This window comes from Providencia sp. R33 (assembly GCF_019343475.1).
GTDB lineage: Bacteria > Pseudomonadota > Gammaproteobacteria > Enterobacterales > Enterobacteriaceae > Providencia.
Genome location: NZ_CP072453.1, coordinates 4,299,388 through 4,321,622, shown reverse-complemented (window position 1 = coordinate 4,321,622; position 22,235 = coordinate 4,299,388). Strand labels below are relative to the sequence as shown.

Here is a 22,235-nt window from a genome sequence, read left to right as displayed (position 1 = left end):
CAGCCTTTGAGGTAAAACCCTATCAGAAGTCTACGATTCCGCACAATTAGGCGAATCTGACCGCTCAACAAGTTGAGGCTCAATAGGTTGTTTTATCTCTACCCCAAGCTCCTTAAAACTTTCCGCTTGGCTAATCAAGTTACCTCGCCCTTGAGCAAGGCGTTTCATCGCCGAATGGTAAGTATTATTCGCTTTATCAAGGCTGGAGCCTAAAACTTGCATATCATCCACAAATAAACGCAGCTTGTCGTACATTTTTGCTGCTTTATCCGCAATTTCTTGGGCATTTTGCCCTTGCCGCTCATAGCGCCATATATTATTAATTGTTCGAACCGCCACTAGCAAGGTGGATGGACAAACTAACATGATATTTTGCTTTATCCCTTCATCAAGTAACTCGGGCGCTTCTTTCAAAGCCAGCAAATAGGCAGGTTCAATAGGGATAAACATTAAAACGTAATCCAGTGAACGAATTCCCGGTAACTGATGATAATCCTTTCGGCTCAACATTCGCATATGGTTACGAATGGAAGCGACATGGTTTTTTAACGCTTGTTGTTGTTCATGTGGGTCTTCACTATTGAAATAGTGCTCGTAAGACACCAGTGACATTTTGGCATCCACAACCACATCTTTACCTTCAGGCAGGTGGATAATGACATCAGGTTGGTAGCGGCTATTATACCCCGTATTGATGCTAACTTGGGTTTCAAATTCACTGCCTTCGCGCAAACCAGAAACTTCTAAGATACGAGTTAGGATAGTTTCCCCCCAATTACCCTGTATCTTGTTATCCCCTTTCAGTGCACGCGTGAGGTTAACGGCCTCTTTGGTCATTTGGTTATTGAGTTGCTGCAACTGCCTAATTTCATAAGCCAACGTATGCCTTTCTTTTGCTTCTTCACCAAAACTTTGTTGAACTTGTTGGCGAAAGCCGTCTAATTGTTCGCGAAAAGGCGATAACATTGCTAATAAACTTTTTTGCTGCTGTTCTGAAGCTCGGCGCTCATTTTGCTCAAAAATACGATTCGCTAAATTTTCAAACTGAGTCGTCAAGCGCTGCTCACTGTTTTGTAAAATACGTTGTTTTTCTTCGTTAGCGAGCTGATTTTGCTCTAACCGAGTGATGACTTCACGTAATTCAGCCTCTTGCTCTCGGTTAATATCACGTTGTGTACGAAGCTCTTGATCAAGCCTGTCATACTCCTCTTTCCACTGAGCAAGATGCACATTTTTTTCATCACTGGCTGCAAGTTGCCGATAAGCCTGTTGCAATTCTTGATCTTTATGCGTGATTTTTTGGGCAATAGAGAACCACGTCGCTAAACCACCGACTAAAATGCCACTCAACGCACCAATAACGGCATATAAAAGAGAGGTATCCACGATTAAATCCTTACTTTACAAAATCTAGTGTAAGGTAATGGGATACTGTATAAGTGTCCAGAGGTAATTTCATTTACAGCCGTTTATTTGCGAGCCGCTTCGCAAGCTTAGCCTATCCAGCTCGCAAACCATTTAAGGCCTAGTGCCCCTGGGGCAAGTATGCCAAATGCCCAGATCATCGCAGAGGCAATATTGGCAAGTTGGAAATGGCGCTGCGGCATTGCACAGATCCCTGCAACTAAGGGTACAACTGCCCTCAATGGCCCGAAGAAGCGACCAAAAAAGATCCCCCAGATCCCCCAGCGATCAAAAAAAACTTGTCCTTTATCAATCATTTGTGGGTTACGGGAAATTGGCCACATTTTGCGTACATTTTCTTTGTAATGAAAGCCAAACCAGTAAGAAAGCCAATCACCAAAGAATGCACCTAATGCAGCAGCCAACCAAATAGGCCAAAAAACAATATTGCTTTCGCCAATCAAAGCGCCAAGCGCAAGCAGTATCACTGTTGCAGGTAAAAGAAGTGATAAGAAAGCGAGAGATTCACCAAAGGCGAGAAAGAAAATAATTGGTAGCGCCCATACTTCATGTTCGCGAGTAAAGTCCGTCACAACGGTCACTATTTCATTGAGCGTCACAGCACATTCCTTTCATCAATGGTTTGATGTATTACAGTAGCGAAAAACGTATAAATCAAGATTAAACAGGATAATAAATTCAGCTGAGTTATGTAGTCATTCCTTTACTCACACAACATCAGCCAAAGTAACATCAATTATTCGAGAAAGTGTTGCTGCAACTCTTCACGCTGTTTTAGGCCTAGGCCAAAATCAGCTTCCAACCACTTATCCACATTACCATATTGTTTTTCAATGCTTTTTAGAGCTGTTTGTAAGAACTCTTCACGAACTGAATACACATACTCAAACTTTTTCAGCACACTTTCACTCATGGTTTTTGCGTGTTCTTCAAGTAGGTGCTTGCGATATGGCGCTAAAGTTTCATTAGTGAGTAAATAGTCTTCCATTACTGTGTCTAGGTCAGCACCTAACGCAAATAAAACCAGCGCCGAACCTACGCCAGTACGGTCTTTCCCGACTGCACAGTGCTGAACAACCCCGCCTTTTTCTGGTTGTTGTAGCATGCTCACCAGCTGATGGTAAGCAGGGTTATTCAGTGGTAATAATTCATACAAACGGAACATAAAGGCTTGTGGATCAAATTGTTCCAATATCTCTGGCGTGAGTTTATCTAAGTTTGCGGTGACTTCTTTCGCTAATGGATTTGCTGGAGCATGAACATAATGCGCCCCTTGCCATACGACATCAGGCTTAGCAATAATTTCAACTTCGTCACGATAATCAATGATTTGAAAAAGATTTTGTGATTGTAAAACAGTTTCATCATCTTGAGTTAAACGGTCTAATGCTCCTGAACGAAACAGCACACCAGGTTTGATTTTATTGCCATTTGATAGCTTTTTCCCGCCTAAATCGCGAAAATTAATGCCACCTTTGAGTGGAAGGACGGAGGGGTGAAGATAAGGTGTTGTTGACATAATTATTCCTTTTGCCCACAGCACACGTTCAAGTTGCGAATAAAAAAGATGCAACCCAAACGATTAAAGGGCACATAATATTGATAATTGTTTTTATGACAATAACAGATCTAACGCATAAGAGGATCAGGATATTTTCTGGAAATTCATTACAAATTGTTAAAAATTTGTCGGGGTTATATCTAGAGTGAATAACTTAGGAGCAAAACTAAGCCCGCCTATTGTCTTTCCACAACCGAGTGAATTTTTAAATAGGCGAGCCAGTAAATCATTGACTACAGTAAGCGACGTGCCGCTTCAACAACAATACTTAGCACATTACCTTCTGTTTTCTTCAGTAATGTTTCATTTGGGATTTCTTGTTGTGTACGGTTAACAATGACCCCTGCAACCATACCTGCACGTAGACCTTTACTGCTTGAGCACATGGTCAGTAACGTTGCTGATTCCATTTCATAATTCATGACGCCCATATCTTGCCACTCTTTCATTGAGCCTCTGAAATGGCGCATAACACGGCCAGTATAGGTATCATAACGCTCTTGACCTGGGTAGAAGGTATCTGAAGAGGCTGTTACACCCACATGGACGGTTGCTCCCGCATCTTTTGCCGCAGCAAATAATGCATTAGTACAATCAAAATCAGCCACGGCTGGGTATTCAAGTGGTGCAAAATGCTGGCTCGCACCATCTAAACGTACTGCACCTGTAGTGACTAATACATCCCCCACATTGATATCTTCTTGGATTGCACCTGTTGTACCAATACGTAGGAAAGTACGGATCCCTAATTGTGCCAACTCTTCGACTGCAATAGAGGTAGATGGACCACCAATACCCGTTGAGCAAACAATGACAGCTTTACCATCAAGCTCACCACGCCAAGAGGTATATTCACGCAATGACGCAAGATGCACAGGGTTATCCATCAGACGTGCAATTTTTTCAACACGGTTAGGATCCCCAGGAACAATCGCGACGGTTGCACCCTGTAAGTCACTTTTCTTTAAACCTAAGTGGAAAACGTCAGACATATCAAACTCCTTTACACAATGGCATCATTGAATTGTTTAGCTGCTATTAATATAGCGATAAGTGCAGGTCAATTTAGTGATGAGTGTCTCTTTTAATGAAAGCATCATCATTTTATTTTCAATAAAATGTGATTAATGTCACATAAAAAACACCTTACAGCCAAAATCGGGCTAAGATGCAATCAGTATAGATGAATGTACGCGATTATCGAAAATGTATTAGAGAGAACTTCGCCTGCCTTCTTACTGATAAGTTACCTTATAATTTTTGGGTTAATAGCTTTCATTCAAAACATTAAATTATGTTTTTATACATTTAGTTATCGACAATGGCTCATTTTCATTGACCTGAAAAATAAATTGATCAAAATAGCGACCTACAATTTTTCGAATAATGCTCCATACTATGAATGAGAGCATCAATTGGCATGTTACCTAGGAGTCAAAAATGGGGCTATTAGATCAAATGTTAGGCATGGTTGCAGGCGATAAAATGCAACAGTTTCAATCCGTTATTAAGTGGATTGAAAACCAAGGTGGTCTGTCTGGTGTCGTTGATAAATTTAACGAGCAAGGCTTAGGTGGCATTATTACTTCGTGGATTAGCGAAGGGGCAAATTTACCGATTGATGGAAGCCAATTAATGCAAGTTTTTGGTAACGTTAATATTCAAGAGCTCGCGCAATCTGTAGGCTTAGATACACAATCAACCTCAGATTTAGTGGCAAAATACCTGCCTCAACTGGTTGACAGTGCAACACCAAATGGCGAGCTACCTGAGAGCCTTGACCTTGCTTCTATTGGCATGAACCTGTTGAAGTCAAAATTATTTGGTTAATGCGTTAACCACCGGCACATTCCAAAAGGCAGGAAACCCTGCCTTTTATCCCGTATTTAAGATGTATGCTCATTTCTTAGCAGTTTCGCAGCTTCAACCATATTAGCTAAGGCTTGGCGAGTTTCCGTCCAACCACGGGTTTTTAATCCACAATCTGGGTTGACCCATAAACGCTCAACAGGAACACGTTTTGCTGCTTTTCTGAGTAATGCGACAATCCATTCTACATTCGGCACATTCGGTGAGTGAATGTCGTACACACCTGGTCCAATTTCATTTGGATAATCAAAATTTTCAAATGCATCCAATAAATCCATATCTGAACGTGATGTTTCAATGGTAATCACATCTGCATCTAGCGCGGCAATCGAATCCATGATGTCATTGAATTCGCAATAACACATATGGGTATGAATTTGCGTGTCATTTTCAGCAATCGCGGCGCTCAGTTTAAAAGCATCAACAGCCCATGTTAAGTATGCCGTCCACTCGTCTCTACGCAGTGGCAAGCCTTCACGTAACGCTGGCTCATCAATCTGAATAATACCAATGCCTGCTTTTTGTAAATCATCCACTTCATCACGCAGCGCAAGCGCAATTTGTTTTGCGATGGTTTCACGGCTGACATCTTCACGTGGGAATGACCAACACAAGATAGTGACAGGGCCCGTTAACATGCCTTTGACAGGTTTTTCCGTTAGTGATTGTGCATATTTCGCCCATTCAACGGTAATGGCCTCTGGACGGCTAATATCGCCAATAATCACTGGGGGCTTCACACAACGCGAGCCATAGCTTTGTACCCAGCCATTTTGTGTAAACACATAACCATCAAATTGTTCACCGAAATACTCGACCATGTCGTTACGTTCAGCTTCACCGTGCACCAGAACGTCGATATCCAAAATTTCTTGTTCTTTAATCGCCTGTTTGATGTGCTCGCTAATATTTGTACGGTAATTATTTTTATCCACATTACCTTTTTTGAAATCTAACCGTAACGTCCTGATTTCACTGGTTTGAGGGAAAGAACCGATCGTGGTCGTTGGCCATAATGGTAAGTTGAAACGCTCACGCTGAAGCTGTGCACGTTGAGGATATGGGATAGCACGTTCTGTATCCCCCTCACGAATTGCCGCTAAACGTTGTGCAACCGTGACATTATTCACTCGAGTTGATGTTTTACGATCACGAATTGGTGCGCTGTATGTTTCTAACGATGCGATGTTTGCCTCAGTGGGTTGATTGAGCGCTTTACTCAGTAGGGCAAGCTCTTCACATTTTTGTAATGCAAACGCAAACCAGCTTTTCACTTCCGCATCTAAACGCGTTTCATCATTCAAATCAATGGGGCTGTGCAACAGTGAACAGGAGGTTCCCACCCATACTGAACGCTGACCTAACAGCGGTTTTACTTGGGCAAATTTTTCACCCAGAGAGGCTTTCCATACATTGCGCCCATTAATCACGCCTAGTGATAAAACCCAGTCAGCAGGCAGCGCTTGGTGCAGTTTTTCAATATCATCTGACCCCGCCACAACATCTACATGCAAGCCCTGCACTGGTAATTGTTTGATGATATCTAAATGATGGCCAATACCATCAAAATACGTGGTAAGTAGTAGCTTTACTTGGCCGGATAGCGTTTGATAGGTCGATTGGTATGCGTGTTGCCACTCAACTGGTAAATCTAACACTAATGCGGGTTCGTCAATTTGCACCCATTCAATGCCTTTTTCAGCTAAACGCGCCAATATTTGTTGGTAAACTGGCAATAATTCATTCAGCAATGATAAGCGATCAAATGGTTCGCCTTTGACCTTCCCTAACCACAGGTAAGTAATTGGCCCTACAATGACGGGTTTAACGTTGTGCCCTAATGCAAGAGCTTCGTCAACTTCATCAAACAATTGATTCCAAGATAAGGCGAATTTTTGCCCTTTTTGGAACTCAGGCACGATGTAGTGGTAATTCGTGTTAAACCACTTTGTCATTTCACCTGCTGGTGCAGGTGTCCCTGTTGGTGCACGACCACGGGCAACTCTAAATAAAGTGTCCAAATCAATAGCGCCGTCTTCATTTTGATGGCGTGGTGGCACGTTGCCTAATAGTAAACTGGTTGTCAGAATTTGGTCATACCAAGCAAAATCACCAACGGGTAATAGCTCAACACCCGCATTTTTTTGCTGTTCCCAATGACGAACACGCAACTCATGACCTACCGCTAAAAGCGCAGATTGGTCAATCTTGCCTGCCCAATAATCTTCTTGTGCTCGTTTTAGCTCTCTTTTCAAACCGACGCGTGGAAAACCAAGTGTATGATTTATAACAGACATATTGACCCCTTAAAATATTTAGCCGTCTAGATGTTTACACATCCATAATCAACAGGTACTGTATAAAGCACAAGCGCAAATATTTCATTGTCACTGTGAAGGTTTCTCATGATCGAATTAAAACATTTAAAAACATTGCAAGCGCTCAGCCAGTACGGTTCATTAGCGGCAACAGCGACACACTTGCACCAAACGCAATCGGCTCTATCACATCAGTTTAGTGATTTAGAGCATCGATTAGGCTTTCGCTTATTTGTGAGAAAAAGCCAGCCATTACGTTTTACGCCACAAGGTGAAGTGTTATTACAATTGGCACAACAAGTACTGCCATTAGTCAAAGATGCCATCCGTGTCTGCAATGAGCCGGGAGTTTGCGCGCTGCGTATTGCTATCGAGTGCCACAGCTGCATCCAATGGTTAACACCTGCGTTACAGCAATTTAGGCAGACTTGGCCGCAAGTGAGCGTCGATTTTAAATCAGGTGTGACTTTCGACCCGCAACCTGAGTTGCTTTCAAGAGAGCTCGACCTTGTGATGACCTCAGATATCCTGCCTGACCAAGGTATTCATTACACGCCAATGTTTGATTATGAAGTAAAACTGATTGTGGCAAGTGATCACCCGCTCGCGAAAAAACCACAAATAGCGCCACACGATTTGGCGGATGAGACCTTACTGCTCTACCCTGTACAACGGGAGCGTTTTGATGTTTGGCGTCATTTTCTGCAACCCGCAGGCGTTTCACCGAACGTAAAAAATGTAGATAACACACTGATTTTAATTCAAATGGTGGCAGCCAAAATGGGTATCGCAGCATTACCCCATTGGGCAGTCGATTCCTTTGAAAAACAAGGGTTGATTAAGACTAAAACGTTAGGAAATGGGTTGTGGAGCCGGCTGTACGCTGCATGCCGTGAGGGAGAACAGCGCCAGCCAGCTATTGAGGCATTTACCGAGACCGCGACGGATCATGCGGTGGAGAACCTTTCGTATGTGAAGCCCGCGAAAGTATCCAGCGCTTATGCACCCAAAGAGACGCAATTATTAGGCTCGATCCAATGGTAAAACTCAACCAATTAGGATGTTGCTGCCAAATGGCGAAATTCACTAATAGACCAGCTGGGACCATCATGTTATTCATGATAGCAAGGGTTCCAGCATCCACTTTTGTCGCCCCATAGTTCCACATAAAATAACCAATACCTGATGCAGCAACACCAAGCCACAGTAGTACTCCCCATTGGAGATTTGTGGTTGGCATCATGGATTTATTACCAAACAGCAACCAGCCAATAAGTGCTACTAAGGTTGCGCCCAGATAGAACCACGAGAAAGCCTGATGTTGAGGAATGGGATGTATCTCCATCAAACGCTTATACCCCACCTGCCCGATAGCAAAAAAGATATTGGCTAATTGCACGAACAAGAGCCCTAACCAGAACGACTCACTTAAATGGTCATAGCGAATAATTGCAGCACCAATCACCGCCAGTAAAGAACTAAATAAATACCCTTTACGCAGTGGCTGACGCTCTAATAAATCATAAATTAGCGTGACATACAGCGGTGTTAATACCGTGAAGAGGAGAAACTCCGCTACAGTAAGATATTGATAAGCATGGAAAACAAATAGATACATGATCCCTAGCTGACAAGCGCCCACTAACATGTAAAGTGAAATCACTTTAGCACTAAATTGACGCCAACGTAGGAAAGGTAGGAATACCAGTGAAGCAAGGCCAACACGCACCAATACGGAAAACCAGCTATCGACTTGGCCCGCTAAATATTCACCAATTAAACTAAAAGACGCTGCCCAAAGCAGCGTCGTAATAACGAGTAACCACATAATGCTGTATTCTGTCTCAAACTAAAGAATGTTGAGTAGAATACTCGGTTTTTCGTTTTAATGCTCTTTTTCGATCAGTACAGCTTCTAATAAATCCAAATCGATCAATAAAGATTGTAGAGTTTCATTACTGATTTTTTTCGTCGCACGCAAGTGATAGAGTTCGCCACGTTCAGCGCGCAATGCCGTCAGACGGAAACGACGTTCAAGGTCTTCAATTTGCAAGTTATGTTCAATTTCATCTTGCCCTGCTGTACGGCGCCTTAAGTGACCTGTTACGCGGGAAGCGACCTCGCTGATATCTTCTGAATCGAGCTTTTCATCCACGTCCGCAGATAAACGCTCCTCCATTTTATTCAAACTGACAATCGCTACTTCAGCCATTTTCGCCTTCGCCATTCGAATTTCGTTGGCATCCGCTTCTTTATCACCCACTTTGAAATTATGTAGCAATAGCGGCAATGCGATTACCCCCGCAAAAATGGAGAATAAAATAACCCCTGCGGCGATAAACACAAGCTGATAACGGGCTGGGAACGGTGACCCATCCGTTAAAAATAGCGGTATAGAGAGCACACCGGCTAAGGTAATCGCCCCGCGCACCCCCGCAAATGAAGCCAACCACAGTTCACGCACAGTATAATTAGCAAATTGCAGCGGTTTTTTCTTTAAGAACAGACGGCTAAACCTTTTCATCAGCCACAGCCAACAAAAGCGTAGTAGTAACAAGGCAAAATAAATAGTGGCAACTGCGGTAAATAACATCCATGTTTCAACGCTTGGATCGAGATCGGCTTGAATAACTGATGTTTCCCATATACCTGGCAACTGCAGCCCTAACATGATGAAAACTAAACCGTTAAATACAAACTCTAACATCGACCAAACGCTATCTGCACGTAAACGCATCGCGAGTGGTGCATTGCGGATCACGCCAGATTTAGTGATGGTCATCCCTGCTGCAACAGCGGCTAAAATACCTGAAAAACCAATATGTTCAGCAATCATGTATGAAGCAAATGGTAGCAATAACATAAAGACTATTTGCGTTGCAGGGTCATCGCCACTCCAGCGGCTCATTAGCCGCAAGGATTTACTGTACAGCCACGTTACAATAATCCCTGCTAATAAGCCCCCTACGGCAACTTTGAAGAACTCAATGGTCACCCCTGATGCACTAAACACCATGGTACCCATCGCAATAGCAACAGCAAATTTCAATGCCACCAGACCAGAAGCATCGTTCATTAATGCTTCACCTTCAAGGACACTCATCATACGCTTCGGAATTCGCCCTTTTCCAACGATAGAAGACAACGCAACCGCATCTGTTGGCGAAAGTACCGCAGCAAGTGCAAAGGCAGGAATCAATGGAATGCTAGGCAGTAACCAGTGAATGAGGAACCCCATTCCCACAACAGTAACTAAGACCAAAACCAGTACGAGAATAAAAATTTCTCGTCCATTTTGGAAAAATTCGCGAGTGGGTGTTTTCCAACCATCAACAAACAGCAAAGGTGGGATCAATAGAACCATAAACAATTCAGGATCAAAGGTGACATGCAAGCCAAATTGCGGCCAAGCCAACAATGCACCAATCGCGATTTGAATAAGTGGAAGCGGAATACGGATAGGAAGAATTTTAGCGGCAACCCCTGAAACAGAGACGGCTAAAATCAAAATAAGAATAGTAAAGAAAATTTCCATGTTGCCCTTACTGATTAACCAGACGACCAGAACTCAAAATTGCCTGCCGCCGCATAGTAAGAGATAGCACCGTCCAGACCTCGATTATGACAATCAAGCGGCTACGAGTGGAAAACAGCACACCCACTTAATTTACCGCTCTATATCTATTCTATCCTTAGCTACCGCTCTATGGGAAAAAAATTTATACATTGCGATTAATCAAAATAATGCGTTACAAGGCGGTAACAACCCCCGCCTTGTAAATAGAATTAACTTTAGATTGCCAAGTCGGCAGCATAAAATGCCACTAAAAGCACTGCAATCACGATAGTTCCGATATTCAGTTTGCGCCATTCACCTGCGCAAATACGTCCAATCACTAACGCGGCAAAGCCAAGCATAATGCCCGTTACGATATTGCACGTCAGGACGATAAACACTGCACACAACAGGCCAGACATTGAATCAACAAAGTCATCAAAGTCTAATTTTGAAACGTTACTTAACATTAACAAGCCAACATACATCAGTGCGGGTGCTGTCGCATAAGCTGGTACGAGGTATGACAATGGAGATAAGAATAGAATTAACAAGAATAAAACACCGACAACAACAGCGGTTAAGCCGGTACGACCACCAGCGGCTGTCCCTGCAGCGGACTCAATATAAACCGCCGCGGGTGAAGCACCAATTGCACCTGCAAAAATGCTGCTCACAGAGTCAGCGGTTAATGCTTTCCCGCCATCAATGATTTGACCGTCTTTATCTAATAAGTTAGCTTGCCCAGCCACTGCACGAATGGTTCCCGTCGCATCAAATACTGCCGTCATTACCAATGCCAATAAACTTGGCAATACCATTGGTTGTAGCGCCCCCATGATGTCCATGTTGAACACCAAAGAAAGGCCATCGTCACCCAATGATGGTAATTTAAACAGGCCTTGATATTTCACTGCGGGGTCAAAAATCAAACCAATGATGGAAATAGCAATAATCACTAATAACACGCCACCTGGTACACGGCGTTTTTCCAATCCGAAAATAACGGCAAGACCGGCTAGAGACATTAAAACAGGGAAAGAGGTAAATTCACCCAATGACACAGGTAAACCTGGATTTGGGTTTTTGATCACTAAGCCGACACCATTTGCCGCGATTAATAATAAAAACAAACCGATACCAATCCCTGTACCGTGAGCAATGCCCATTGGCATATTACGTAAAATCCAGCTACGAATACCTGTTACAGAAATAATTGTGAATAAGCACCCCATGAGAAATACTGCGCCTAACGCAACAGGAATACTAATTTGCTGACCTAAAACTAAGCTAAAAGCAGTAAAAGCGGTAAGTGAAATGGCACAACCAATGGCCATCGGCAAATTTGCCCATAACCCCATTAGTAATGAACCAAAACCTGCCACTAAACAAGTTGCAATAAACACAGCAGTAGGCGGGAAACCAGCCTGCCCTAACATACCAGGTACAACAATAACAGAATAAACCATCGCTAAGAATGTCGTTAACCCTGCGATGATCTCACGACGAACGGAAGAGCCGCGCGCGGTGATCTTAAAAAATGAATCCAATTTGCAATTGGATGAAGCCTGTTGGCCTGACATGGTGTACCTCTGCTGTTAATGGTAAACGAACATTTTAAAAGCCAGTAAGTTTGTATGCCCATCTTGCTGACTTATCACACACCTGCTGACGTAAACGATTACGTTTTTCTAAAAGCTAAATTGACTGAGGGAAAAAACTCAATCAAAACAATGGCGCAATCGTTTGGCTTAAAAATAAGAATAAGGCGTATTGTGAGGAGAGCAATTATCGTTCGAAAACGGGCCAATGATCAAGTGTTTTTAGTTTTTTTGTCTACATGCAACCCATTTTTCACCACAAAAAATAGAATAAATACCCCTGTAATAAAGGCCGTTCTGTTAATTATACTTATTATTTTTTATCCTTTGTTAAAAATAAAGCCAGGTAAAAACAACTAACTCATTTTCATATAGACTTTGTTTAGGCTCTTTGATTATTTTCTTTGGTACAATCACAGAATATTTGCTTACAAAACGTTTAGCTAACTCATTATTATTTCATGGTAAAATAATTTAAGCGCACGTCATAAAATAATATTATTTATTAACAGAAAAATATAAATATCCATTACTGAGTGAATATTGTTTTTAATATATAAATGTAATTATTATTCAACATGGTTATTGTTTTTATCATAACAAACTAAAGTATTAAATAAATATGCCAAATAGAAATATACAATTCATCACGTTACGACGGGGTGTTTTACTGCTTTTTATCGGTTTTCTTACTCTATATTTACTTCCAGGTATTTATAGCCATAGCCCATGGAAACAAGATGAAAATTACAGCTTTGGTATTATTCAAACCATGTATGAAACAGGGCAGTGGCTCGTTCCAACCAACGCGGGTGAACCTTTTATGGAAAAACCCCCGCTATATTATTGGGTTGCTACCCTAACCTCCCATTTATTTTCAGGGTTTATGCCTCTTTATGATGCAGCACGAACCGCCAGTTTGTTTTTTTCAGTGGTTAATTTTTCATTTTTTATTCTACTGGCTCGCCGATTTTTTATTGCGAAAGACTTTACCGATACCCGCATTTGGGTTGCTTTTGCACTGTATGCTTGTGCGCCGGGGATCATCCGCCATAGCCATGATATGTTTACTGATGTTGCCCTGATAACAGGTGCAACAATCGGGCTTTATGGGTTATTAGGCTTGATCCAACAACAAAAAATGGGAATGTCTGCCATCTGGTTTTGCGTAGGTACCATTGTAACGATGCTCTCAAAAGGTGTATTTGTTCCCGGTGTTCTGTGGATTTGCCTATTGTTAGCCCCTGTATTTTTAGCCCAATGTCGAACAAAACAATTTTGGCTCTACAGTTTTACTGCTGGGTTGCTCGCCCTTCTTGCTATTCTCCCTTGGCCTGTTTTACTTTACTTGCAACACCCTGATTTATTTATGGTATGGTTTTGGGAAAATAATATCGGACGCTTTCTGGGATTCTCTGTTGAAAAATTAGGCGCAAAAGCGAATTTAACACGCATTCCAGCGGCCGTTTCATTGTTTGCCCTACCATCCGGTTTACTGGCAGTGGCTTACTTCCTACGCCACCCAATTCAACGCTTAACTAATACCAACACTTACTTACTGACGCTATTCCCACTCTTAGGTATCGTTTTTTTGCAAATCTCGGCATCCGGTCGGGCATTGTACCTTCTCCCTTTTATCGCACCGATGGCCATTATTGGCACACCAGTGCTGTTAGCGGTTCCTGAAAAAGTCTTAAATGGGCTTTCGCGCTTCTGTGCGGTATTTTGGTCATTAGTGGTCGTGTTTTTATGGGGTAGCTATTTCATTGTCTTAACGGGTCACCATCAAGAATACTTAACACTGTTTGGCCGCTGGCTTCCCATGAGCTACCAAATGCCCTTCTCTACTACTGCTTTCTTCTGCGGGGTATTTATTACACTTGTTTGGTTCTTACGTAACCGAATCATTCCAAACCTTTCCCCTGCTTTTCAAATGATGAAAAACTGGGTGCTTGGTCTCTGTACTGTTTGGGGAGTTATCTTAACGTTGTTTTTGGGTTGGATTGACTACACAAAAGGTTTCGAAGGGGTTTTTGTCGATTTAGAACAACATTTAGTAGGGCAATATACAGCCAATGATTGTATGGCGTCTGATAATATTGGTGAGTCAGAAGCCCCAATGTTGTACTACTACACAAAAATTTTGCACCAAAGGCAAGATAGGTTCGAAAAACCCGAACAGTGTCGCTGGCTAATCGTGTTGTCAAAAGAGGTAAAACCAGCGCCACAAGGTATGAGATTATTTTGGCACAGCCATAGGCCAGATGAATACCGTGAAAATTTAGTGGTTTATAAAGCCACAGAATAAATTGAAGCGGGTGCAAAAACACCCGCTAAAAACTAATATGTTGTTTGCTCAGTAACTTGAGCGCTGTATTTCTCACGAGTAAACCACAAGAAAATAGCGGCAGACAAAATCAGTAAAATAGGTAAGCCTGATGGCGAAATTGATGTCGCCACCCCTGCGAGCAGAGGCCCAGATAGGTTGCCAATCCCCCACAGCATCGCCGCCGCCGCATTCGCAATAATCAACTCATTACCTTTAAAATATTGGCCAATTTGCACCAATGCAATGGTATAGATTGCGCCTGCTGTTGCCCCCAACACAAATAATAACACCCAAATTAAATAGGGCTGAGTGATGGTGAAGGGCAGTAAAATACTTGCAGCCAATGTCACAACACCACAAATTCGATAGAGTTTCTCTCGATTCATGTGGTCAGCTAACCAGCCAAAAGGCAGTTGCATTATTGCATCACCCGCTAGAATCGCACTGATCATCAACGCCGCTACAGCTTCCGTGTGCCCCATTCCCATCCCATAGATAGGGAACATAGATAAAATTGTGCCATCAAAAAAGGCGAAAAATAAAATTCCGCCACAAATTCCCGGTGCAACTTTCACAAATTGGATAATCGAAAAATTTGATTTTTCTGCTGTGGAAGCAATACGGTCACCCACTTTTTGATCCATTAAGATAAATAACACAACTGAAATAAGGTGGATCAGCGTACAAATAAGCAAAGGAGATTTATCTTCCACACCATAATAAGCAATAAAAGAAGGCCCGAGTAGCTGGCTCACAGTGAATACCGTGGTGTAAATCGCTAAAATTCGCCCCCGCTTGTTTTCAGGTGATAACTCATTAATCCATGTTTCACCTAAACAAATCATGACACCACTGGCTAGCCCTGTTATTAACCTTAAAGGAAATAATAGCCAAAGAGGCAGCATACTTAATAACGGCAATAAACTAATACCTGAAATAACAGTGGCAATTAGCATTGCCTTGCGCTTACCTGACCATTGCACAATGCGTTGTACAACGGGTGCTATTAGAAACATCCCTAAAGCTGGCGCCGCGGAAATGATACCTATTGTAAGCTCATTAACACCATAATTGTTTAATCTCAATGCCACCATTGGAATACTTAACCCAATGACTATGCCGATAACGGCAATACTGGTAGTAATGGTAAAAATAGCAAATGAAGGAGAATGTCGAAAGTTTTGCAAACACTGATTATCAGAGCTCATTTTGGTATTAATCTAAATTCCTAATTAACGAATTAGATTTTAACTCCATAAAATTAATTATTAATAATATAAAAAACCGCCGCATTACCGATGCTCCCAATAATGCCAGCGGTGATTGTAGCATGCTGCTTATATTCCGCTATTTATCTTTATAAAATAAATCTTCTTCTTTACGAAAAATTTATAATTAAAGAACAAAGAAATATCGATATAACAAGGCAATACCTGAAACTAAAATAACAAGATTAATAATTTTCAAAAAAGCTTCACGAGAGACTTTTAATGTAATATGCCTTCCCACCCAAGTTCCAATCAACATTGCGGGGCAAAACGCTAACGCAATCAATAAAATATCAAGATTAAGATACACCCCCATAACTAAGAAAATCACCACTCGGGTTAGTGTACTAAAGCCAATTAAAGTCATTTGGGTAATACGAAAACGCTGTTTATCTTCAATACGGCTTGATAAATACATCGCATAAATAAAACCACCACTGCCAAATAACGCACTAAAAATCCCCCCAATCAGGCTAAAAGGGACAACCAGTGCTTTTGAAAAGGGTTTTTGGGCTTTTTTTGAAAAAAAAGCATTTAATACGTAACCAATAACAAAAACCCCTAACAATAAAACTAAAATATCCGGCCGTGTTTTTAATAAAATGGCAGCACCAATTAAACTTCCCACTACCATGAGTGGAATTATCCATTTTATTTCCTGATAATCTGCATTTTTTCCATCTTTAAATAAATTTAATACAGCTGCTGTTAAATCAATTAAAGCCAAAATAGGAACAATCATATTCAATGGTAAATACATTGCTAATACAGGTGTAGCAATGAGAGCAGAGCCGAACCCCGCCATTCCAAAAACAATATAGGCAAACAACAATGTCGCAAAACAAATCGCCATTTCTGGTGAGAATAATTCAAACGGCATAGTACTTAACTCCGAAAATTTTTAACACTCAAACTATAGTTTTTATTGTATTTCTTAAATAGCTTTATTTTTTAATTTTTTAAAATTCAAATCTCTATCAAAAAAACAAATAGCGCATTGAAATAAGATGGACAACTAAGAATATGTGATTTGATTCTCTGAGTGATGTAGAATTAACACGATAAACCACTGTTCAGAGAAAGGCGTAACATGGAAAAAAAAATTAATATAAAAATCGGCCAAAAAGTTCGTTTACTCCGACAGGCGAGAAATCTTTCGCTTAACGAACTTTCTCGTCTTTCAGGTATATCGAAAGCAGCACTATCGAAACTTGAATCTGGTGATTCAAACCCACGCATTGACACACTAGAATCTATCGCTATTGCACTGCGGTTCCCCTTGAGTGATTTATTCACACGACAATATGAGACCTACCCTTATTTAGTAAAATCCATGCCAAGTGATGAAGATGAATACTCCCAACAATTTAAATTCCGCATCAGCATGGGTAATATCTCAGAAATCTGGCAATTAACAATGAAACGAGGGGCAATTATTAATAGCCCTGCTCACATGACGGGAACCCATGAACATATTATGGTTAATTCAGGTTCACTCATGTTACGCTTAAACAACGAGCAAAATGTTGTTTTAGAAGCAGGGGATTTTTATGCATTTAGCGGCGATTTTCCCCATACCTATTTATGTATGGACGGTGAACTTCAAGCAACTGTCGTGATGACATACTCACATATCAGTGACGGTGTTTAAGCAATCGCATGCTGTGCATCATAGCTGATACGTAAAGTTCCTTTTTTAAATTTCATCGACTTAATTGAAAAATGGCAAATGCTATCTAATGAAGCAACATGCGTTCCTCCGCATGGCATCTCTTCCGTTTGGTCGATATAACTTATTCGCATTTCGCCATTTTGCTTTATATCAACCTTGCGAGCACTCTGTAAGCTTTCATTAATGATGCCTTCAATTTTCGCGCTATCAAGCTCTTCAAAAGGCGTTACCTGATTTTCCATCATGGTAAATTCCACTCTGGATTCATCTGGGAAGTGATGCCCTTTTTGTGCCATCCAGCCAAAACGCCGCAATTCCCAGTTCAATAAATGCCCCGCAGTATGGAGTGCTGCATAACGTTGGCGTTTCTCGCTATCCACTTTCGCAATAACCCTGTCTTCAGTATTGAAAGTGGCACCTTCAGGTAAATAAGCAACAATCAACCCATTCAAGTGTTTCTTAATCCGAACAGAAAACTCATTAACCCAAGCAGTGTCCGCAGGTTGACCGCCACCTTGAGGATGGAAAATATTCTCCTCAAGCGCGACCCAGCTCCCCTCGTCATCATGCCCCTGATTAACTAGCTTTGTTTCTACTTCATATTGATAGGTATTTGAAAGATAGATATTGTTTTGCATCGCTTTTTGTTCCTTTTATTTTTCATTGTAAACTTAGAAACTTTTTATTTATCTTTTAATCTTATATCACTATCGTTCGTTTTAAGAAACCACAAAATTAACATTCTTAGGCTAAAAAATAAGCCCATACCAAAGTATGAGCTTATTTGAATAATCTAAGCTTAAGAATTACTGCAAATAATTTTGCATTGTTTCAAACAGCTGTAGGTTATCGCTAAAGCGAACTTCCCTAACATCTTCAAGCTTTTCAACTTGGTTAATCATTTGTGATAAGCGTTCGTCTTTTTGGACTAATAACCAAATGCGACTCTCGTCTTTATCCTTAATTGGCATACAAAGAATACCATCTACGTTAAATGCTCGGCGCGCAAACAGGCCACAAATATGTGACATAACCCCGGGATGGTTACGAACAATTAACTCTAAAGCAATTGGGTGATGTTCAAGTACCATAATTACGCTCCAATCATATCAATATTAGCGGCACCCGGTGGAACCATTGGATATACCTTCTGATTCACATCGATCAGGGCATGAATTAAACAAGGGCCTTTGGTATTCATTACAGCTTCCAGCGCCATTGCAGGGTCTGCCTCATTATTCAAATCACAGGTTTGTAAACCAAACCCTGCCGCTATCTTAATAAAGTCAGTTTGGTACGGATAAGCTGCAGCAAATATGCGATTTTCAAAAAATAAATCTTGTTGCTGATGAACCATACCCAGCGCTTGGTTATTCATCAAAACAATTTTGATATTTAATTGGTGCTCAGCTGCTGTTGCTAATTCCTGAATATTCATCATTAGGCTGCCATCACCAGAAAAACAAACGATGGTTTTTTCAGGTTCAGCCAAGGCAGCACCAATCGCAGCAGGTAAACCAAAGCCCATCGTCCCTAAGCCGCCTGAAGTCAGCCATTGGCGGGGACGAGATAACGGATATACCTGCGCAGCCCACATTTGATGCTGGCCAACATCTGTCGTGACAATGGCATCTTCACCCGCAGCACGGGCGGCTGCTAACACCAGCCCATAGTGGTTTAATGGGTTATCTGCTTCACTCAAGTTTAATGGGTATTTTTCTTTTAGCTCATCAACTCGTTTGATCCATTCACTTCGCGTATTTCGCTCAACCAATGGCAGCAATAATTCTAAAATTTGCCCTGCGTCTGCATGGATAGCAATGTCTGGGCGCTTAATTTTACTGATTTCCGCTTTATCGATATCAACGTGAATAATTTTGGCATTAGGGCAAAATTTTTCGGCTTTTCCGATGGCTCTATCGTCAAAACGAGCCCCAATAACAATCAGTAAATCCGATTCTTCCATCACCATATTGGTACTTGCTGCGGCATGCATCCCAAGCATCCCTAAGTACAATGGATGTCGCATAGGGACAGTACCCAATGCCATTAAAGTCATGGTTGTAGGCAAAGAGGCTTTTTCCGCAAATGCAATCGCCGTTTCTGTCGATGCAGAGCTGATTACACCACCACCAAAATACAACACTGGACGTTTGGCTTCGTTAATCATCTGCGCCGCTTGGATCACTTTTTCCATATCAAATGTTGGCGCTTTATCTTTCGGTAAAACTTCAGGTATCTCAGTTAATTCTATGGTCGCGGTTTGAACATCTTTCGGTATATCAATCCAAACTGGCCCCGGACGACCTGATTCAGCAATACGAAAAGCATCACAAATCACCTGCGGCAAATCATTTATGCTGCGAACCAAGAAATTATGTTTGGTCACTGGAATAGAAATACCATAAGTATCAACTTCTTGGAACGCATCTGTCCCTATCATTGAAGAGGGTACCTGTGCAGTAATACAAACCAACGGGATAGAATCTAATTTTGCGTCGGCAATGGCGGTCACTAAATTGGTTGCCCCAGGGCCACTCGACGAAATACACACCGCAGCTTTACCTGTTGTACGAGCAATGCCTTGGGCAATAAACCCAGCTCCTTGCTCATGACGAGCAAGAATATGGCGAATTTTTTTACTTTTTCCTAGTGCGTCGTAAAAAGGCAAAGCAGCGCCGCCAGGAATACCCGAAACAGTGGTAATACCATGTTTTTCCAGTAAATATACTATTAATTCTGCGCCCGTATAACGGGTTTTCTGTGGTGATGTGTTGCCCGATTCGCTCATCATAATTATCCTTTGCTAGCCTGCGGATTTGAGCGAGAGTGAATAAAAAACCCCGCTCGGTTTGCGCCGGCGGGGTTTCTAAATCTGCGTTGATTTGTACCCGTTACGGCGCTAAGCCCACGACCACCACCACACGCACGACCACCGCAGCACGTGGCGCGGTTAGTAGTAGGTTTGAGTGATTAAAAGTCATGTTCACGGGTTTTTCCTGTTTTAGTCTGTCTGTTTAATTGTTCGTTGTTTTCTTAACTCCCTTTAAGAAAACATAATTTTTTTATCCTGACAATCATTTTTTCGTTTTTCAGCCCCCATCCCTCTTAAATGCGAGCATCATCACACTCAATAAAATCAGCGCTATTAACTTAATTTTAGCCAAAATTAAGTTTTATCGACTATTGCGCTAAGGCTTATTTATCCCTTGACTTCAAGTCAGCTTGAAGTTGTAGCATAGCGGCTCAGAGTATCAATACTCAAACAGAAATAACACATAATGAATTGATTTTATTACTTTTATAAGAAAGAGGTTTCTATGCCAAGGTCTGTCTGGTGGCTAGCCACTACGCTTGCATTATTTATCACAGGGAATGCCATTGTTCTGTCAGTTGCCGTGGTCATTGGCGAGAACCTCGCAACCGAACCAAAATATGCAACAATTCCCCTTTTAAGTCAGTATGTTGGCTTAATACTGGCAACAATTCCCATTGCCTTTTTGATGCAAAAATATTCGAGAAGAATTGGGTTTATTATCGGGAATATTGGCGGGCTAATTGGTGCAGGCTTGTCCATTATTGGTGTTTTAGAAAGTAATTTATTCTATTTCTCTGTCGGCTTATTTTTCACCGGCATTGCGATTGGAACTGCACAACAATTTCGTTTTGCCGCTATCGAAGAAGCCCCGGTTTCCCTACGAGCGAAAGCTATTGGCCTTGTGATGAGTGGCGGTATTGCCGCTGCCTTAATTGGCCCAACACTGGCTATTACGACTCAAGGATTTTTTGCAAAGTATCCGTTTGCAGGCCCTTTCATCACATTAGCGGGTATTTATGTTATCGCATTTATTTTATTGCTCATCGTGCCCCTGAAAAAAGTGGTGAAAGCACCACACGATGAAAACGTAATAAAACGAAGTTATAAGGCATTGTATTCACAGCTAATACTGAAATTAATCGCGATTGTTAGTGCCATTGGTTATGCCATTGTTGTCTTTACTTTTGCTTCTATTCCACTATCGATGAAGCAACATGATTTTCCATTTTCATCAATTGCAATTGTGTTTCAGTTTCATGTATTGGGTATGTTTGCCCCCTCATTTTTTACAGGAACATTAATTCACCATTTAGGGGCAAAACGCATTATTTTATGTGGCATTATTTTATTAATTTTATCTACGGTGATGAACTTATTGGGTAATGATTTTTATCACTATTTGTTATCTGGTATTTTTGTTGGCGTGGCTTGGAATTTAATTTTAATCAGCACAACTAATTTACTGCCACACAGCTATGAAGCGCATGAAAGAGCAAAAGTGCAAGGAATGACCGATTTTCTAATCTACTTTTTTGGTGGTGTCGGTAGTTTAGGAGCTGGCGTACTCTTTTTCACCTTAGGATGGCAAGTAATGAATATGTTATCCATTGTGATTTCAGCCGCTATCTTGATCGGTTTTTGGGGCCTCAAAAAATACATTCCAGCGCACTGATCAACATAAACAGCTTCGATCCTTATCATTATCTTGTTTACCGTAAGATCGAAGCTCAATTATTACTCATTTACGCGTTTATTGATAAATATATTATCTTAAGGCAAACACTACTGGTTAAAGATTAATTTAAATTCGCTATTAAT

The 22,235-nt window shown here is 41.4% G+C and carries 19 protein-coding genes; 5 read left to right on the top strand and 14 right to left on the bottom strand.

The window, feature by feature from the left end; all coding sequences use genetic code 11:
• Nucleotides 1-30: 30 nt before the first annotated feature.
• From rmuC to udp, 4 genes are all read right to left on the bottom strand, one after another.
• The gene (gene rmuC, locus J6836_RS20085) at nt 31-1,386 is read right to left on the bottom strand and encodes a DNA recombination protein RmuC (protein WP_219245595.1); all 1,356 of its coding nucleotides are present in this window, start codon (nt 1,384-1,386) and stop codon (nt 31-33) included.
• 107 nt (nt 1,387-1,493) lie between these two features.
• Nucleotides 1,494-2,024 (bottom strand): DedA family protein, encoded by a 531-nt coding sequence (locus J6836_RS20080; RefSeq protein ID WP_206086343.1) that lies wholly within the window; start codon nt 2,022-2,024, stop codon nt 1,494-1,496.
• Between the two features lie 137 nt (nt 2,025-2,161).
• Entirely contained in the window at nt 2,162-2,944 is a 783-nt protein-coding gene (locus J6836_RS20075; RefSeq protein ID WP_219245594.1) for a tyrosine-protein phosphatase, read from the bottom strand.
• 275 nt (nt 2,945-3,219) lie between these two features.
• Nucleotides 3,220-3,978, bottom strand: a complete 759-nt coding sequence (gene udp / locus J6836_RS20070) for a uridine phosphorylase (RefSeq protein ID WP_219245593.1) — start codon at nt 3,976-3,978, stop codon at nt 3,220-3,222.
• Between the two features lie 448 nt (nt 3,979-4,426).
• Here udp and J6836_RS20065 point away from each other — a divergent pair, with 448 nt between their 5' ends.
• Nucleotides 4,427-4,816 carry a YidB family protein gene (locus tag J6836_RS20065; protein WP_219245592.1) on the top strand — a complete coding sequence of 130 codons (390 nt, stop codon included), beginning with the start codon at nt 4,427-4,429 and terminating at the stop codon, nt 4,814-4,816.
• A 56-nt stretch (nt 4,817-4,872) separates the two neighbouring features.
• Here J6836_RS20065 and metE read toward each other — a convergent pair whose 3' ends face one another.
• Entirely contained in the window at nt 4,873-7,152 is a 2,280-nt protein-coding gene (gene metE, locus J6836_RS20060; RefSeq protein WP_219245591.1) for a 5-methyltetrahydropteroyltriglutamate--homocysteine S-methyltransferase, read from the bottom strand.
• Nucleotides 7,153-7,260: 108 nt separating this feature from the next.
• On the opposite strand from metE, the gene metR reads away from it, so the two are divergent.
• A complete protein-coding gene (gene metR / locus J6836_RS20055) occupies nt 7,261-8,217 on the top strand; it encodes an HTH-type transcriptional regulator MetR (protein ID WP_219245590.1) in 957 nt (318 codons plus the stop codon).
• Here metR and J6836_RS20050 read toward each other — a convergent pair.
• The 3 genes from J6836_RS20050 to J6836_RS20040 all read right to left on the bottom strand — a co-directional run bounded on the left by J6836_RS20050 (nt 8,102) and on the right by J6836_RS20040 (nt 12,312).
• Nucleotides 8,102-9,001, bottom strand: a complete 900-nt coding sequence (locus J6836_RS20050) for a carboxylate/amino acid/amine transporter (protein ID WP_219245589.1) — start codon at nt 8,999-9,001, stop codon at nt 8,102-8,104. The two genes, metR and J6836_RS20050, sit on opposite strands and share 116 nt — an antisense overlap.
• A 57-nt stretch (nt 9,002-9,058) precedes the next feature.
• A complete protein-coding gene (locus tag J6836_RS20045; RefSeq protein ID WP_219245588.1) occupies nt 9,059-10,708 on the bottom strand; it encodes a Na+/H+ antiporter in 1,650 nt (549 codons plus the stop codon).
• A 257-nt stretch (nt 10,709-10,965) separates the two neighbouring features.
• On the bottom strand, nt 10,966-12,312 hold the full coding sequence (locus J6836_RS20040) for an NCS2 family permease (RefSeq protein WP_219245587.1): 1,347 nt from the start codon (nt 12,310-12,312) through the stop codon (nt 10,966-10,968).
• 640 nt (nt 12,313-12,952) lie between these two features.
• On the opposite strand from J6836_RS20040, the gene J6836_RS20035 reads away from it, so the two are divergent.
• Nucleotides 12,953-14,638 carry an ArnT family glycosyltransferase gene (locus J6836_RS20035; protein ID WP_219245586.1) on the top strand — a complete coding sequence of 562 codons (1,686 nt, stop codon included), beginning with the start codon at nt 12,953-12,955 and terminating at the stop codon, nt 14,636-14,638.
• A gap of 32 nt (nt 14,639-14,670) precedes the next feature.
• On the opposite strand, the gene J6836_RS20030 is transcribed toward J6836_RS20035, so the two are convergent.
• Complete coding sequence (locus J6836_RS20030; protein ID WP_219245585.1) at nt 14,671-15,867, bottom strand: MFS transporter; 1,197 nt, start codon at nt 15,865-15,867, stop codon at nt 14,671-14,673.
• A gap of 187 nt (nt 15,868-16,054) precedes the next feature.
• Nucleotides 16,055-16,807 carry a sulfite exporter TauE/SafE family protein gene (locus J6836_RS20025; protein ID WP_219245584.1) on the bottom strand — a complete coding sequence of 251 codons (753 nt, stop codon included), beginning with the start codon at nt 16,805-16,807 and terminating at the stop codon, nt 16,055-16,057.
• Between the two features lie 210 nt (nt 16,808-17,017).
• Between J6836_RS20025 and J6836_RS20020 the strand changes: the two genes are divergently transcribed.
• Complete coding sequence (locus J6836_RS20020) at nt 17,018-17,578, top strand: helix-turn-helix domain-containing protein (RefSeq protein ID WP_219245583.1); 561 nt, start codon at nt 17,018-17,020, stop codon at nt 17,576-17,578.
• Here J6836_RS20020 and J6836_RS20015 read toward each other — a convergent pair.
• From J6836_RS20015 to ivbL, 4 genes are all read right to left on the bottom strand, one after another.
• Complete coding sequence (locus J6836_RS20015; RefSeq protein ID WP_219245582.1) at nt 17,575-18,237, bottom strand: hypothetical protein; 663 nt, start codon at nt 18,235-18,237, stop codon at nt 17,575-17,577. The genes J6836_RS20020 and J6836_RS20015 overlap by 4 nt on opposite strands.
• Before the next feature lie 168 nt (nt 18,238-18,405).
• Complete coding sequence (ilvN, locus tag J6836_RS20010; RefSeq protein ID WP_047756595.1) at nt 18,406-18,690, bottom strand: acetolactate synthase small subunit; 285 nt, start codon at nt 18,688-18,690, stop codon at nt 18,406-18,408.
• Nucleotides 18,691-18,692: 2 nt separating this feature from the next.
• Nucleotides 18,693-20,390: an acetolactate synthase large subunit gene (gene ilvB / locus J6836_RS20005; protein ID WP_219249567.1), complete on the bottom strand. Its 1,698-nt coding sequence runs from the start codon at nt 20,388-20,390 to the stop codon at nt 18,693-18,695.
• A gap of 103 nt (nt 20,391-20,493) precedes the next feature.
• Nucleotides 20,494-20,583, bottom strand: coding sequence for an ilvB operon leader peptide IvbL (gene ivbL / locus J6836_RS20000; RefSeq protein ID WP_219249565.1), 90 nt, complete (start codon nt 20,581-20,583; stop codon nt 20,494-20,496).
• Between the two features lie 336 nt (nt 20,584-20,919).
• Between ivbL and J6836_RS19995 the strand changes: the two genes are divergently transcribed.
• Nucleotides 20,920-22,089, top strand: coding sequence for an MFS transporter (locus tag J6836_RS19995; RefSeq protein ID WP_219245581.1), 1,170 nt, complete (start codon nt 20,920-20,922; stop codon nt 22,087-22,089).
• Nucleotides 22,090-22,235: the final 146 nt, after the last annotated feature.

What these genes read in the sequence shown, in the direction of transcription:
- ilvN (WP_047756595.1), bottom strand. Translation starts at nt 18,690, where the DNA reads ATGGTACTTGAACATCACCCAATTGCTTTAGAGTTAATTGTTCGTAAC.
- J6836_RS20035 (WP_219245586.1), top strand. Translation starts at nt 12,953, where the DNA reads ATGCCAAATAGAAATATACAATTCATCACGTTACGACGGGGTGTTTTA.
- ilvB (WP_219249567.1), bottom strand. Translation starts at nt 20,390, where the DNA reads ATGAGCGAATCGGGCAACACATCACCACAGAAAACCCGTTATACGGGC.
- J6836_RS20015 (WP_219245582.1), bottom strand. Translation starts at nt 18,237, where the DNA reads ATGCAAAACAATATCTATCTTTCAAATACCTATCAATATGAAGTAGAA.
- J6836_RS20025 (WP_219245584.1), bottom strand. Translation starts at nt 16,807, where the DNA reads ATGCCGTTTGAATTATTCTCACCAGAAATGGCGATTTGTTTTGCGACA.
- J6836_RS20045 (WP_219245588.1), bottom strand. Translation starts at nt 10,708, where the DNA reads ATGGAAATTTTCTTTACTATTCTTATTTTGATTTTAGCCGTCTCTGTT.
- J6836_RS20065 (WP_219245592.1), top strand. Translation starts at nt 4,427, where the DNA reads ATGGGGCTATTAGATCAAATGTTAGGCATGGTTGCAGGCGATAAAATG.
- J6836_RS20050 (WP_219245589.1), bottom strand. Translation starts at nt 9,001, where the DNA reads ATGTGGTTACTCGTTATTACGACGCTGCTTTGGGCAGCGTCTTTTAGT.
- udp (WP_219245593.1), bottom strand. Translation starts at nt 3,978, where the DNA reads ATGTCTGACGTTTTCCACTTAGGTTTAAAGAAAAGTGACTTACAGGGT.
- J6836_RS20075 (WP_219245594.1), bottom strand. Translation starts at nt 2,944, where the DNA reads ATGTCAACAACACCTTATCTTCACCCCTCCGTCCTTCCACTCAAAGGT.
- ivbL (WP_219249565.1), bottom strand. Translation starts at nt 20,583, where the DNA reads ATGACTTTTAATCACTCAAACCTACTACTAACCGCGCCACGTGCTGCG.
- J6836_RS20020 (WP_219245583.1), top strand. Translation starts at nt 17,018, where the DNA reads ATGGAAAAAAAAATTAATATAAAAATCGGCCAAAAAGTTCGTTTACTC.
- metE (WP_219245591.1), bottom strand. Translation starts at nt 7,152, where the DNA reads ATGTCTGTTATAAATCATACACTTGGTTTTCCACGCGTCGGTTTGAAA.
- J6836_RS20040 (WP_219245587.1), bottom strand. Translation starts at nt 12,312, where the DNA reads ATGTCAGGCCAACAGGCTTCATCCAATTGCAAATTGGATTCATTTTTT.
- J6836_RS19995 (WP_219245581.1), top strand. Translation starts at nt 20,920, where the DNA reads ATGCCAAGGTCTGTCTGGTGGCTAGCCACTACGCTTGCATTATTTATC.
- J6836_RS20030 (WP_219245585.1), bottom strand. Translation starts at nt 15,867, where the DNA reads ATGAGCTCTGATAATCAGTGTTTGCAAAACTTTCGACATTCTCCTTCA.
- metR (WP_219245590.1), top strand. Translation starts at nt 7,261, where the DNA reads ATGATCGAATTAAAACATTTAAAAACATTGCAAGCGCTCAGCCAGTAC.